Raw genomic sequence first — 13450 nt, 5'->3', positions numbered from 1 at the left:
GGTGCGACCGATCTACCGGAGGGCGAAGCGGGGGATCGACCTCGGCCTGTGCCTGCTGGCCATGCCCCTGGTGGTGCCGCTGCTGCTGCTCACGGCGCTGGCCGTGCGGCTCGACTCGCCGGGCCCGATCCTGTTCGTGCAGGAGCGGACCGGCCGCCACGGCCGCCGGTTCAAGATGTACAAGTTCCGCACGATGGTGCAGAACGCCGAGGAGCTCAAGGCGTCGCTGCAGCACCTGAGCATCGTCCCGGCCCCCGACTTCAAGGTGATCGACGACCCGCGCATCACGCGGGTGGGCAAGGTCCTGCGCGCCACCAGCCTCGATGAGCTGCCGCAGCTGCTGAACGTGGTCCGCGGCCAGATGTCGCTGGTCGGCCCGCGGCCCACGTCGTTCGCGCCGTCCACCTATGCGCTGTGGCACACCTGCCGGCTCGAGGTCCGTCCCGGCCTGACGGGCCTGTGGCAGATCGAGGGCCGCAACGAGGCCGACTTCAACCAGCGGCTGCGGCTCGACATCCGCTACATCGAGCACAGCTGCCTCGCGCTCGACCTGTCGATCCTGCTGCGGACCGCGGCCAGCGTGGTGCGTCGGCGAGGAGCATGAGCGCGACCGGCTCCCGGACGGTGCAGCGGCTGGGAGCGGTGGTCCTGGCTCCCGTCGCGCTGCTGGGAGCGCTCTGGATGGGCCAGCGCGCGGCCCGGGCCGTGCGGCCCGAGGCATCGTCGGCCGCGGTGTCCTCGGCGGTGGTGCGCCCCACCGCTGCGTCCCGGCTGTCGACGCCGACGCCCACGACCGGCACCGGGTTCGCCGGACCGGACCGGGCGGCCGACGCCCCCGAGCCCGACGTGCACGAGACGAGGACGTGGTACGCCGCCGGGCGCTGGTGGGCCGTGCTCAACCGGGCGGGCGACGGCGCCCTGACCATCTGGGGCCTGCGGACCACCACCGGGCCGTGGGTCGACACGGGCGTGCTGGTCGACGACCGGCCCTTCGCCCGCCCGGTCGTCGTGTGGACGGGCACGGAGCTGGTGGTCGCGTCGTCGGGCACCCGCGACTACGCCGGGCACGCGCTGCGCACGAACCGGCTCACCTGGGACGCGGGCTCGTCGACGTGGGTGCAGGAGGCCGACTTCCCGGTCACCGCGTCGGGCAACCCTGCTCCGGGCGTGCAGCTGGGCGTCGAGCCCGACGGCACCGAGTGGCTGGCGCGCCAGGACGCCGATCGGGTGGTCGTCGCCAAGAGCGGTCCCTCGGGCCTCGAGCACACGCGGTTCGCGCCGCTCCCAGGTGGGATCGCCGGGTCCGACGTCGGGGGCTTCGACCTGCTCGTGTCGGGCACCACCGTGCGGATCGCGTGGCGATCGAAGTCGAGCGACTCCGTGCACGTGACCACGTGGGACGGCACGCAGTGGACCACCATCGAGCGCCACGTGTACGGCGTCGGTGGCATCGGCCCGGTCACCGCGGCCCTGGCCGGTCCGGCCGCGCCCTCCACGCTGCTCGTCCTGCTCCCCACCACGCTCCCGTCGCGCGGCACCAACGACCGCGACCCCGCGCTGCTCCTCCTCGCCCTCGACGGTGACCGGGTGGAGACCTCGGTCGTGAGCCGGGGCGAGGACGGCCTGGCCGGTGCCGGCCTGGTGGTCGACACCGACCAGGCCACGGTGCACGTGATCGCGGTGGCGCGCCCCGCACCGCGAGATGCCGGCGCGCCGCGCCACCCCTCGCCGGTGGTCGACAAGACGGCCGATCTCTCCGACCTGGCGTTCGCGCCGGGGCCGGGCGCCGTCGTCCTCTACGGCGACGTGGGGACCCGCCTGGCGGCCCCGGTCGTCCCCGGCACCGCGGTGGGGCCCACGCGGGGCCTCCTGGTCATGGTGGCGGGCCGTGACCTGTCGGGCTGGCGCACGACGCTCGTGGGCGGCGCCGGCGTCGATGCCGGCACCCTGGCGCAGCGCACCGGGACGGTGGACGTCGTGCACGACACGTTCAACGGGCTCCAGCCCGACGATCCGAGGCCGGCCGCCTGGCACGCCGGCACCTCCGCCGCGCTCGAGGCCGATGTCGTCGACGCCGGCGACACGGGTCGGGCCCTGCTGGTCAGCAACACCGATGGCGGCCCCGCGTCGGTCGCGTGCCGGGCCATCCCCGCGAGCCGCGCGCCCGTGGTGGTGCGGGCCGACGTCGTGGCGAAGGGCACCGCGGGCACCGATGCCAAGCTGCTCACCCTCAAGGGCCCCGACGGCTCCCTCGCGTCGGCGCGCCTCGGCCGCAAGGGCCAGGCCGGCTGGAGCGGGCCCCACGGCCGCGTGATCGGGGGGTCGGTGGCGATGGGGACCCCGCTGCGGGTCACGATCCGGGTCGATCCGACGGCGCGCACGGCGACGGTCCGCATCGAGACGGGGAGCGGTGTCGTCGCCGAGGGCGCGGACATCCCGCTGCTCGCCAGCGGGAAGGCCGGCCCCGACGAGGTGTGCGTCGGACCGGGATCGAACGACCCCTCCGCCTCGCTGCTGCTGACCGACCTGCTCGTCCAGGAGAGCTGACCCGTGACCCGACCGCGACCGGGGGCCGGTGACGAATGCACGCGAGGTCGGTAGGATCCTTCGGGTGCGTTGACCCGTTCACCGGAGGGGGGTCCTCGTGCTGGGAGAGCCGGCTACCTCGGCCGGCAGCCAGGGAGCGGAACGGGCGGCTGCCATGAACGATGTACAGGAAGGCGATGCGGCACTCGCGGCGCGGCAGCTCGCGCACGACCTGCTGCAGTCGCTGACCATCATCCGCGCCACCATCGCCACGTACCGCCTCGGCCACCTCGGTCCCTCGATCGAGCCGGTGCTCGGCGTGATCGAGCGCGAGGTCGGGGTGATGGCGGGCCTCTGCGAGGAGGAGGTCCACGGCACGCCGCTCGCCGCACCGATCGATCCCCGGGTGATCGCCACCAGCGTGGTCGAGCGCATGCGCACGGCGTACAGCGGGGAGCTGCGCCTCGACCTCGACGGCATCGTCGACGCCCCGTCGCTCCGCGGTTCGGTCACCGAGTGGGAGCGCAGCCTCCTCAACCTGGTCGAGAACGGGTGCCGCGCCGCCGGCCCCGACGGCAAGGTCCTCGTGCGCTGCTCGAGCACCAACGAATCGCTGACCATCGCCGTGGCCGACTCCGGCCCGGGCTTCGGCGAGGCGCCGGCCGGCCGGTCCTCGCTGGGGATGGTGGCGGTGATGCGCCTCGTCGAGCACCACGGCGGGCACCTCGAGCTCCGCCGGAGCGACCTCGGGGGTGCTCAGCTCACCGTGGTGCTCCCATTGCATCCCAACCCGTAGGCGCCTCGCCGTCGGGTGGCTGCATGCCGGCCCGGAGCGCCACGCTGACGGCCTCGACGGTGGAGTGGGCGCCCAGCTTGGCGAGCACGTTCTTCACGTGCGTCCGCACGGTGTTGAACGAGATCATGAGCTCGTCGGCGATCTGGCGCCGGTCGAGGCCGGCGACCATCAGCTGCAGGACGTCGTGCTCCCGGTCCGACAGCGAGGCCACCAGCTCGGCCCACACGGTGGGGGGCGGTGGGTTCAGGGCCGCGTCGATCACATCGCCGATCAGCGGCACCGGCAGCCAGGTGTGGCCGGCCGACGCCGCGTCGAAGGCGGCGAGGATCTCATCGGGCTGCGCGCTCTTCGGGATGAACGCCGAGGCGCCCCCGGCGATGCACTCCAGGGCGCGGGCCCCGGCGACGTCGCCGGTCAGGACGACCACGGTGAGGTGGGGCTGGTCCTCGAGGAGCTCGCCGATCAGGGTCAGGCCCGCCTCCTCACCCAGCGTGAGGTCGACGCTGACCAGGTCAGGGCGCAGGCGCTGGGCCAGGGCCCGGCCTTCGCTGCTGGTGTGGGCGATGTCGACCGGGTCCCAGCCGGCCGCGGAGGCGAGCTGCGCAAGGGCCTCGGCCAACCAGGGATGATCGTCGACGATCAGGAGTGATCTGGACATTTGTGCACATTCCACTCGGAGGAGGTGGGTTGACGCCGTTGCACAGGGGGTGAGACCGGATACCGCGATTTGGGGATTCCGCACGCTGCGTAGCGGAGCCTAGATGTACTGGTCGTGTATCGCACCTGGCTGGGGGGTCCGGATCTGGTGAACGACAGCTGAACAAGATGTGTTTGGCGAAGCAACCGGAGGGAAGGGTTGGGCCATGCGGATGATCCTCTGTGATGACCAGGAGCTGGTGGTCCTCTCACTGACACGGCTGTTCGAAGGCCATGGGCACGACGTCGTCGCCGTCGCCCATCGGCCGGCGGAGCTGGCGGAGCTGGTGGAGGAGTACCGACCCGACGTGTGCGTGCTCGAGGTGGTCACGCGCGGTGATGAGCCGATCGGCGACGCCATGTCGTCGATCGCGGCGATCGCCGGGCAGACCGACGTGGTGGTGGTGACGTGCTCGACGCACAGCCCCGTCAGCGTCGCGGCCCTGGCCTCGGGCGCCCGCGCCGTGGTGATGAAGTCGACGACCAGCGACGAGCTGGTCGCCCAGGTGGAGCGCCGGGTCAGCCGGCCGCCCACCATCGGCAAGCAGCAGAAGGGCCCGGGCCGGTACTTCCTCACCGAGCGCGAGGTGCAGGTCCTCGAGAGCCTCGCCGACGGCGACTCCACGGAGCGGATCGGCGCCCGGCTCAACCTGAGCCACGCCACGGTCCGCTCGCACGTCCAGAGCCTGCTCTGCAAGCTCGGCGTGCACAGCCGGGCGGGCGCCGTCGCGGTGGCCGTCCGATCGGGCCTCATCACCAGGTGTGCGTGATGCAGGCTTGCGGGAGCCTCGGCGGGCAGACCACGGAGAGCGCAGCGACCGGGTGGTCGGTGACGTGAGCGAGCCGACGTACGTCGAAGGCTCGTGGACGCGTCGCGACGAGCTCGACGCGGTGGCCGAGTTCCTCCGGCCCCGCCGGAGCGGTGCCACCGTGCTGGAGATCACCAGGGGCACCAAGCTGAGCGCGGTGGTCGTGGTGCCGGCGCTCAACCAGCTCATGGCCGACGGGGTCGTCCGCCGGCGCATGTTCGACTCGGGCGGGTCGCAGCCCCGCTCGGCCTTCGTGCTCACGTCGTCGGGCCGCCGCAACCGATAGGTCGCGACGGCCCGGCGAACGGAGACCACGCCTGGGGTCAGGCGGCGGTCCAGGCGGCCCAGGCGATGTTCTTGGCGGGGGACGGCGTCGCGGCCTTGGCGAACGAGCCGGCGCCGTACTTGGCGAGCAGCCACGGCGTGTTGCCGTCGTCGCTCGCGGCCGGGTTGCCGTTGGTGGTGGCGAGCCACTGCTCGGCCCGCTGGAGGGCGTGGTCGCCGGCCTCGAAGGGGAGGGCCCCGGCCCGGTCGAGGATGACCGAGGCCACGACGGCGCCCTGCAGGGCCTCGTGGGGGTAGCTGCCCTTGGGTGCGGGCCACGTGTACTCACCGGTGCGGCGCTGGTCCTCGGGGAGCACGCCGTCGAGGGTGTGGCCGTCGCGCTGGCTGCCCCGGACGTTGATGCCGGCGGCCTTGCCGGCGTGCCAGTTGGTGCTGCTGTACTTCAGGGTGTTGGGGGCGGTGCCGCCGAGCCACGCCTCCTGGGTGTCGGCGATCTTGGCCAGGCCGGCCTTGTCGCCGAGGTACACGTCGACCGCGGCCATGGCGGCCCGGCTCATCGTGCCCCAGTTGTTGGGGGACAGGTAGGCGGTGGACGCCAGGTCGTCGCCACCGGAGTGGCCGGCCATCTTGTGGTGGACCGCTTCTCGGAGGAACGACTCGAACGAGGCGCGCTGGCTGGCGTTGAGGCCCACCACGTCGGCGGCGATGATGTACGACGGCAGCTGGCGGGCGAGCCCGAGCACCCGCTCGTAGGGGTGGTTCGAGGCCAGCGCCATGAGGTGGTTGCGCACCTTCGTCTTCATGGCCTCGTCGCCGCTGCGGGCGCTGACGAGCGCCCCGGCGAGGGTGTCGGTGTCGTCGCTCGAGTTCTGGTCGGCGATCGTGGGCGTGCCCCACGACTTGGCGGCGGCGGCGCGCATGGACGTCCACGCCGCCCCCGATGCCGGCAGGGCGGCGATCTCCTTCGCGTTGATCCACACGCCAGCACTCGGCGTGGTCACGGCGGCTCCTCCGGCATCACCGGCGTTCGGAGCCGGCTGGCAGGCGGAGAGCAGGATGGCTGCCGCCACAGCGGCAGCGGTCACGATCGATTTCACGGGAACGGGTTCCTTCGGTTGACGAAGCGGCGGAGTGTTCCACCCCCTCGGCTGTTCCGCCGTGAGTCTTGACCGATTCCAAGGAACCGGGGGAGGTCACCTCACCCTCGGGTCCGCTTGGCCGACACGTCTGTCACCTGCCCCTCCGCGCGGGACCCGCACGTCACGCAATCGTAACAATTGGACCCTGGTGTAACAAAGGTCACACGCGACCGCTCCCGGTCACCGGGCGATGGTGGCAACCGGGAGCGGGCGGTCTTTTGGGTGATCCGGGAGCGCCCCCAGTGGTCAGAAGCGCACCCGCCAGATCTGGCCGGAGCTGTTCGGCGCACCGAAGGCACCCGTCGAGGGAGCGATGCTCCAGGCGGCCACGAACACGTTCCGTGACGGATCGACGGCGATCCCCGCGGGGAACGGGACGTCGAAGTTGGTGACCGTGGGGTGCTTGGTCCACGAGATCCGGGTGATCTCGCCAGGCGTCTGCTCGGTGCCACCCGAGAACAGCTGCGACACGTACAGCTGGCCGCTCCGGTAGGCCACGCCCGTGATGGTGGTCAGGCCGCCGGGCACGTCGGCGATGGTGCCGCCCTTGCCGATGAACCCGAGGTACCGGCCCGAGCTGCTCAGCACGTCGACCCGACCCTCACCGGGCTCCTCGTGGGCCAGCTCGCCCACGAGGATCGTCCCGTCGGGGCCGTTGGCCAGCGACGTCGGGGTGGGCTGCCGGTCGGTCGTCTTGGGGTCGCCGTGCTGGGGGAGCACCGCGAACACCCGCGGCTTGTGGCCGGGCCGGACCTCGATGATGTCGTTGCCGGCCGCGTCGGCCACCAGCTGGCGACCTTCGAGCGCCAGGACGGCGTACGGGTTGGAGTCGAGCTCGGGCTTCCCGGTGGTCGGGTCGACGTACCCGTCGGGGTTGGGCGTCGTGAACTCCACCGAGGAGACGTCGGCGACGATCTTCGGGGTGTGGAACGACGTCGCCCGCAGCAGCTTGCCGCTCTGCTCCGACGGGAGCGGGGCCGGGATCTGGTCCGGCGGGGCCCACGTGATCTGGACGTAGATCTTGCCGTTGCGGGTGCTCACCCCGTCGGCCCCGGTGGCGAAGCTGCCGTCGGGGCCGGCGCCCGAGATGAGGCCGGTGACCACGCGCTCGAAGGAGCCGTTGACCGTCGTCCCTGGGTAGTGGATCCGGGCGACCGATCCGGTGGCGCCGATGCACTGCTCGTCCTGGCCGGTGCCCGAGCAGAGGGTGCCGCCCTTGCCCGCCTCCGCCACGAACAGCTTGCCCGAGCGGTCCCGCCACACCTGGCGGGGGTTGTTGAGGCCGCTCACCACGACGCGCGCCGTCGGTGTGTGCACCGCCGGTCTGGCGGCCGCCGGGACGGCCGCTCCGAGGAGCAGGGCGCCAGCGCCCGCGAGGGCGAAGCCGAGGGTCGTGAGGGAACGTCCGCGAGCCATTGGGGACCTCCAGTTGTGCCGGCGGGGCCGCTCCCCGCGCCAGGTCCACTCTCCGCCTGCTGCTCGTGGAGGTTCCATACCGCGATGGGGTGACGCGGCGTGCGCCTCCTGCAGGTCAGGCCACCTCTGCGGGCCTCACCCCGGCGCGCAGGGCCACGCTCACCGCCTCGAGGCTGGAGTGGACCCCGAGCTTGGCGAGGATGTTCTTCGTGTGGGTCCGCGCCGTGTTGAGCGAGATGTTCAGCTGCCGGGCGATCGACGGCCGGTCGTAGCCCGCCACCATCAGGTCGAGCACCTCGTGCTCGCGCGGCGTCAGCCCGTCGACCAGGGTCTGCCACTCGGTCGGTGGTGCCGGCTCGAGCAGTGCGGTGAGCACCCCGCCCAGGAGGTGGTGCGGCATCCACCCGCCGCCGGTCGCCACCGCCGCCACCGCGTCGAGCAGGTCCTGCGGGCTGGCACCCTTCGGGACGAACGCCCGGGCGCCGGCGCGCACGCTGGCGATCGCGTTCTCCATGGTGCTCAGCGCGGTCAGGACCACCATCGCCGGGGGGTCGCGCAGCCCGCGGAACCGGTGGAGCAGCTGCACCCCGTCGTCCCGACCGAGCCGCAGGTCCACGATCGCCACGTCGGGCCGCATCCGCTCCACCGCCGCGATGCCCTCAGCCGCGGACGCCGCGGTCGTGATCGGGCCCCACCCGGCGCTGCTCAACAGCTCCGCCACGGCCTCGACCAACCCGGACTGATCGTCCACGATCACCACTTGTCGCCCCATGCTGTCGAGATTGACGGCGCCTCGGCGCCCTGCACACCGCAACAGTGGTGAGGGCGCCTCATCCTCCCGGCGAGGCTCGATCCCTGCGGTCGGCGGACGCGGCGCCCGGGTGGCGCCGATCCTCCCGCCCGCAGGCGCTCCGACGTGCGACGATGGTTTGCGCACCCACCCCGCCGGGTATCCGAGAACGAAGCCAAGATCGCCTGTCCACCCCCCACGCGGCGGCCCGACCCCAGGGGGGTCGCGCCCAGCAGAGCAGACCATCTCATGAGCGACTTCGATCCCCCCACCGAGCCACTCGCCGTTCCGCGCGATCCCGCGTCCGCGCCCCTCGACTTCGGCCAGGTGGCTCGGACGCTCATGGAGCCGAAGGATGTGGCGGGCGTGCTCCAGCGCATCGCGGTCGTCGCCCGGGCGGTGCTCACCGGGAGCGACCACTGCGGCGTCACCGTGGCCCAGCGCGGGAAGATGTGGACGGCCGGCGCATCCGACGATCTGCCCGCCCGGCTCGATGCCCTCCAGCACGAGGTCGGCGAGGGGCCGAGCGTGGAGGCCATCCGCGTCCACGACGTGTGCGACGCCCCAGACCTCGCCACCGATGGTCGGTGGCCGGCGTTCGCCGAGCGGGCCGTGGCCGAGACCCCGGTGCGCAGCGTCCTCTCCTACCGGCTCTACCTCGACGACCGGACCCTGGGTGCACTGACCGCCTACGCCGATCGACCCCACGCCTTCGATGCGGCGACGCACGAGGTGGGCTCGTTGCTGGCCGCGCAGGCGGCGATCGCCCTCGCCAGCGCCGAGGACGTCCACCACCTCCGGATCGCCCTCCAGAGCCGCGATCTGATCTCCACCGCCAAGGGCATCTTGATGGCGCGCGAAGGGATGAGCGAGACCGAGGCGTTCGATGTCCTCCGCCGAGCGTCGCGGCGCAGCAACATCAGCCTCCGGGAGCTGGCCGAGCGCGTGGTGTCGGGTGCTGCGTCCGCCGCCGAGCTGAACGGCCAGCCCCACGACGGGAAACCCACCGAAACCCGTTGAATGCTGGACGGATGTCCGATATGTTCTCCGCCCACCCCCCGATGAGTCTCGAGAAGCAGGACTCCCGGTTCACGCCCCGCCACGCGAGGTCGGACCTTGAACCCTGTTCCTGTGCGCACCGGCACTGCCCGCACCCGCTCGCTTCGGCTCCGTCCGGGCCCCCGCGGGGTCGCCCTGGCCGTCTCGGAGATCGACCTCCGTCGCGCCGGGCGCACGATCCCACGAGGGCGCAGCGCCGCCGACGCCGACCAGACCCCGGGCGTGAAGCCGAGCCTCTGGCTCGAGCACGTGCAGTACGCCGCCCACCACGATGACCGGGTCCTGGCCCGCCTCGTCGAGGAGTACGACGACTACGCCATCTCGATGGCCCGGCGCTTCTACCGGGACTGGGCCTCGAACGACGACCTCGACCAGATCGCGCGCGAAGCGCTGATCCGGGCGCTGCGCCGCTTCGACCCCGATCGGGGCCTGCCGTTCGCGGCGCTGGCCACGCCGACGGTGGTCGGCGCGCTGCGCCGCCACGTGCGGGATCACGGCTGGCTCATCCGGGTGCCCCGCCACGTCCACGAGTTCGCCGTGGTCCAGCGGGCCACGTCGGACCGCCTCGCCTCGGAGCTCGGCCGCTTCCCCACGCGCCGGGAGCTCGCCGCCGAGCTCGACATGGCCGACGAGGACGTGCTCGGTGCGCTCGAGGCCATCCACGCCCGCAACCTCATCTCCATCGAGTCGGAGGGGGGCGATGGGCGGCCGGTGAAGGACCACCTCGATGCCGAGGACCGCAGCTTCCTCCTGGCCGAGGACCAGATGGTGGTGGCGGCGGCCCTCTCCACCCTCGACGAGCCGGGCCGCGACCTGGTGCGCCTCTACTTCTACGACGAGTGGTCGCAGTCGCAGATCGCCCGGCACCTCGGGGTCAGCCAGATGCAGGTCTCCCGGCTCCTGTCCGCCGTGCTCCGCCACCTCCGCAACCGCTTCGACGCCTCCTGACCACCGGCGGTCCCGCCGAGGGGCCGGGGGCCGACCCGGGGCCGGACGCGACGGCGCCCCCGCGGTCGTCGACCACGGGGGCGCTCGATCGGGTGATCGCGGGTCAGCCGGGGATCAGTGCGTCGGTCGACTTCTTGGTGCAGTCGCCGACGGCCTTGGCGTCATCGGCGGACAGGCCCGAGGTGCTGAGGGCCACGGCCTTCTTGCTCAGATCCTGGCCCTCGGTTGCCAGCGTCGATGCCTTCGCCGGGTCGTTCATGGCGGCCTTGGCCTTCTTCACGTACTCGTCGACGGCCTTGCAGTAGGCGGCGACGGCCTTGTTGCCGCTGGCCACCTCGCCCGAGCCGCCCGAATCCGAGCCGGAGTCGGCGGTGGTGACCGTCGACCCGCCGGACGGCTTCGAGTCGCTGCCGCCGCTGGTGCCGCAGGCCGCAGCGCCCATCAGCAGGCCGGCGATCAGGATGGATCCAAGTGCTCGTCGCATTGCGTCGTTCCTCCACAGTGTCCGGCGACCTCGGCCGCCGCAGGCACCGTCGTGGTGCGCTGGGGTGAAGGTAGGACGGCTCCTCGTTCCTGGCATGAGTACCCGCTACTCATCTTCGGGGCGGTCGGCCGGGTCGCGCCGGCGCGGCGGATCGCAGGTCAGACCCGTCGGATCAGGCGGGCGACCCGCTGCGCCACCGGCCACGGCCCTCGACCTTGGCGGCCAGGAGGGCGACGTCGGCCGCGTCGAGCACGAGCTCGGGCGACTGGCCCTCGACGCCGATCGCCAGGCCGATGGAGCACCCCACCGACGCCGTGGTGTCGCCCACCACGATGGGGCCGGCGACGGCGTCGATGATGTCCTCGGCCACGCCGGCGGCCTCGGCCTCGGTGGTGCCGATGGGGCAGAGCACCCCGAACTCGTCGCCGCCGAGGCGGGCCACGACGGCCCCGTCGGCCACCACCTCGGTGATGCGCACGGCGGTGACGGTGAGCACCAGGTCGCCGGCGGCGTGACCGAGGCTGTCGTTGACCGCCTTGAACCCGTCGAGGTCGATGTAGAGCAGCGCGTGGCGGGCGTTCGGCGCCGACTGCGCGCCCACCTGCTGGACCAGCTCCAGGAACCGGGCCCGCGACGTGAGGCCCGTCAGCTGGTCGACGCGGGCGGCGCGCTCGAGCCCCCGCACCTGCGCGCGCTGCTGGAGCACCAGGGCGAAGGCCCGGCGCATGTTGCTCATCGCGTAGCGGTGGCCCGAGGTGGTGGGGCCGTCGGCCGAGGTCCAGATGGCGATGCAGGCGCCGCCGGGGTGGTCGGGGTGGTCGGGGTCGGGGACCGGCGCGGCGAGGCAGCCCGAGAACCCGGCGGCGAGCGCGGCGGCCACCAGCTCGGGCCCGGCGATCTCGCTGTCGGCGGCCACGGCGGCGAGGTCGTCGATGACCACCTCGGTGCCCGCGGCCATGGCGACGTCCCACGGCGTGCGCCCGTCGAGCGCGGCCGACCCGTGGAGCGCGGCCGGGAGGTCGGAGGTGATGGCCCGCGGCTCGCCGTGCTCGCCCCGGTAGAGGATGGCGTAGCCCTCGCAGGGGTGGCGCCAGCGCCCCATCTCCATGACCATCTCCACCTGGAGCTCGAAGGGCACGTTGCCCGACACCGCCTCGAGCAGCCGGTCGGTCAGCACGAGGTCGCCGCCGGACCGGGCGACGATCAGCAGCGAGCCGTCGGGCCCCGACGAGGCGTTGACCTCGAGGTCGACCCACTGCCCTTCGCTGGTGGCGGTGCGGTAGAGCGCCGGCGTGATCGGGGTCTCGTCGAACGCTCCGGCCACGGTCAGCGCCATGACCTCGCCGGCCCGTCCCAGATCGTCGGGGTGCACGAACTCGGCGAAGGATCGGCCGATCACCGCGTCGGGGTCGTAGCCCAGGAGGGTCCGGACGGCGCCGTTGCACCACAGGATGGTGGCACCCGCGTCGATCACCAGGACCAGGTCGGAAGACTGGGTGAGCGCCTCCTGCAACCAGGCGGCGGGGATCGACCCCGACGCGCGGGGCGCCGCGGCGGGGGTGCGGTCGTGGCCGCTCGCGCCCGTGCCCTCCAACTCCACCACCCCACCCTCCTCCGGCACCTCGTGCCGCCGCGGGTCCCACGCTATGCCAACGGGCCCGATCTCGCAGGTCGTGACCGATCGCGCGCTGAGGGTGAAGCCGGGCTCACCCGGCACCCTGCCGCCGCCCGACCCGCTCTGGCCCTGGTCAGCGGGGATGTCCGGTCGACGGTGACCGATCGACCCTGGCTATCGGTGGCATTGGCACAATCAATAGGCAAATGCAATGAGTTCACCCCAATTGCATATAGAGTGCCTATCACCAACCCCATCTAGACCAAGAGGTTCCAACCCGCATGTCTCTCGTCAACACCGAGATCAAGCCGTTCTCCACCACCGCCTTCCACAACGGCGCGTTCGTCGACGTGAGCGACGCCGACCTCAAGGGCAAGTGGTCCGTCGTGTTCTTCTACCCGGCCGACTTCACGTTCGTCTGCCCCACCGAGCTGGGCGACCTCGCCGACAACTACGCCGAGTTCCAGCGCCTGGGCGTCGAGGTCTACTCGGTCTCCACCGACACGCACTTCACCCACAAGGCCTGGCACGGCAGCTCCGACACCATCGGCAAGATCCAGTACCCGATGCTGGGCGACCCCACCCTCGAGATCTCCCGCAACTTCGAGATCCTGCGCGAGGGCCAGGGCCTGGCCGACCGCGGCACCTTCCTGGTCGACCCCGAGGGCGTCATCCAGTTCCTCGAGGTCACCGCTGAGGGCATCGGCCGCAACGCCGTGGAGCTCCTCCGCAAGGTGAAGGCTGCGCAGTACGTGGCCTCGCACCCGGGCGAGGTCTGCCCCGCCAAGTGGGAAGAGGGCGACGACACCCTCACCCCGTCCCTGGATCTCGTCGGCAAGATCTGATCCCACCCGTGCGGCGCGCCGGGCCTCCGGGCCCGGCGCCGC

At 72.5% G+C, this 13450-nt stretch carries 14 protein-coding genes; 8 read left to right on the top strand and 6 right to left on the bottom strand.

The genetic code is table 11. The annotated features are described in order from the left end of the window. Nucleotide 1 precedes the first annotated feature (1 nt). The 3 genes from ACPPVX_RS05450 (at nt 2) to ACPPVX_RS05440 (ending at nt 3322) form a co-directional block, all read left to right on the top strand. Nucleotides 2-604: a sugar transferase gene (locus ACPPVX_RS05450; RefSeq protein ID WP_426573885.1), complete on the top strand. Its 603-nt coding sequence runs from the start codon at nt 2-4 to the stop codon at nt 602-604. Continuing rightward, on the top strand, nt 601-2547 hold the full coding sequence (locus tag ACPPVX_RS05445) for a hypothetical protein (RefSeq protein WP_426573884.1): 1947 nt from the start codon (nt 601-603) through the stop codon (nt 2545-2547). The genes ACPPVX_RS05450 and ACPPVX_RS05445 overlap by 4 nt, the downstream gene beginning before the upstream one ends. A 154-nt stretch (nt 2548-2701) precedes the next feature. Next, nucleotides 2702-3322, top strand: a complete 621-nt coding sequence (locus ACPPVX_RS05440) for a sensor histidine kinase (protein WP_426573883.1) — start codon at nt 2702-2704, stop codon at nt 3320-3322. Here the strand turns inward: ACPPVX_RS05440 and ACPPVX_RS05435 are convergent. Further along, nucleotides 3288-3980, bottom strand: a complete 693-nt coding sequence (locus ACPPVX_RS05435; protein WP_426573882.1) for a LuxR C-terminal-related transcriptional regulator — start codon at nt 3978-3980, stop codon at nt 3288-3290. The two genes, ACPPVX_RS05440 and ACPPVX_RS05435, sit on opposite strands and share 35 nt — an antisense overlap. Nucleotides 3981-4185: 205 nt before the next feature. On the opposite strand from ACPPVX_RS05435, the gene ACPPVX_RS05430 reads away from it, so the two are divergent. Both ACPPVX_RS05430 and ACPPVX_RS05425 read left to right on the top strand, forming a co-directional pair. Then, complete coding sequence (locus ACPPVX_RS05430; protein WP_426573881.1) at nt 4186-4788, top strand: LuxR C-terminal-related transcriptional regulator; 603 nt, start codon at nt 4186-4188, stop codon at nt 4786-4788. Between the two features lie 64 nt (nt 4789-4852). Further along, a complete protein-coding gene (locus tag ACPPVX_RS05425; protein WP_426573880.1) occupies nt 4853-5113 on the top strand; it encodes a hypothetical protein in 261 nt (86 codons plus the stop codon). 37 nt (nt 5114-5150) lie between these two features. Here ACPPVX_RS05425 and ACPPVX_RS05420 read toward each other — a convergent pair whose 3' ends face one another. The 3 genes from ACPPVX_RS05420 to ACPPVX_RS05410 all read right to left on the bottom strand — a co-directional run bounded on the left by ACPPVX_RS05420 (nt 5151) and on the right by ACPPVX_RS05410 (nt 8418). Further along, nucleotides 5151-6113, bottom strand: a complete 963-nt coding sequence (locus ACPPVX_RS05420; RefSeq protein ID WP_426573879.1) for a hypothetical protein — start codon at nt 6111-6113, stop codon at nt 5151-5153. Nucleotides 6114-6497: 384 nt separating this feature from the next. Beyond that, the gene (locus tag ACPPVX_RS05415) at nt 6498-7667 is read right to left on the bottom strand and encodes a ScyD/ScyE family protein (RefSeq protein ID WP_426573878.1); all 1170 of its coding nucleotides are present in this window, start codon (nt 7665-7667) and stop codon (nt 6498-6500) included. Nucleotides 7668-7782: 115 nt separating this feature from the next. Further along, entirely contained in the window at nt 7783-8418 is a 636-nt protein-coding gene (locus ACPPVX_RS05410) for a response regulator transcription factor (RefSeq protein ID WP_426573877.1), read from the bottom strand. A 288-nt stretch (nt 8419-8706) separates the two neighbouring features. Here ACPPVX_RS05410 and ACPPVX_RS05405 point away from each other — a divergent pair, with 288 nt between their 5' ends. Both ACPPVX_RS05405 and ACPPVX_RS05400 read left to right on the top strand, forming a co-directional pair. Next, nucleotides 8707-9477: an ANTAR domain-containing protein gene (locus ACPPVX_RS05405; protein ID WP_426573876.1), complete on the top strand. Its 771-nt coding sequence runs from the start codon at nt 8707-8709 to the stop codon at nt 9475-9477. Nucleotides 9478-9588: 111 nt separating this feature from the next. Further along, a complete protein-coding gene (locus ACPPVX_RS05400; RefSeq protein ID WP_426573875.1) occupies nt 9589-10464 on the top strand; it encodes a sigma-70 family RNA polymerase sigma factor in 876 nt (291 codons plus the stop codon). Between the two features lie 103 nt (nt 10465-10567). On the opposite strand, the gene ACPPVX_RS05395 is transcribed toward ACPPVX_RS05400, so the two are convergent. Beyond that, on the bottom strand, nt 10568-10948 hold the full coding sequence (locus ACPPVX_RS05395; RefSeq protein ID WP_426573874.1) for a hypothetical protein: 381 nt from the start codon (nt 10946-10948) through the stop codon (nt 10568-10570). 172 nt (nt 10949-11120) lie between these two features. Next, complete coding sequence (locus ACPPVX_RS05390) at nt 11121-12551, bottom strand: diguanylate cyclase domain-containing protein (RefSeq protein WP_426573873.1); 1431 nt, start codon at nt 12549-12551, stop codon at nt 11121-11123. Nucleotides 12552-12844: 293 nt separating this feature from the next. Between ACPPVX_RS05390 and ahpC the strand changes: the two genes are divergently transcribed. Continuing rightward, nucleotides 12845-13408: an alkyl hydroperoxide reductase subunit C gene (gene ahpC, locus ACPPVX_RS05385; RefSeq protein WP_426573872.1), complete on the top strand. Its 564-nt coding sequence runs from the start codon at nt 12845-12847 to the stop codon at nt 13406-13408. Nucleotides 13409-13450: the final 42 nt, after the last annotated feature.

Origin of the sequence: Aquihabitans sp. McL0605, from assembly GCF_049993875.1 — a bacterium.
Classification (GTDB): Bacteria; Actinomycetota; Acidimicrobiia; order Acidimicrobiales; family Iamiaceae; genus Aquihabitans.
Note: the sequence above shows the minus strand (reverse complement) of the source record. Positions and strands in the feature narration are given on the sequence as shown.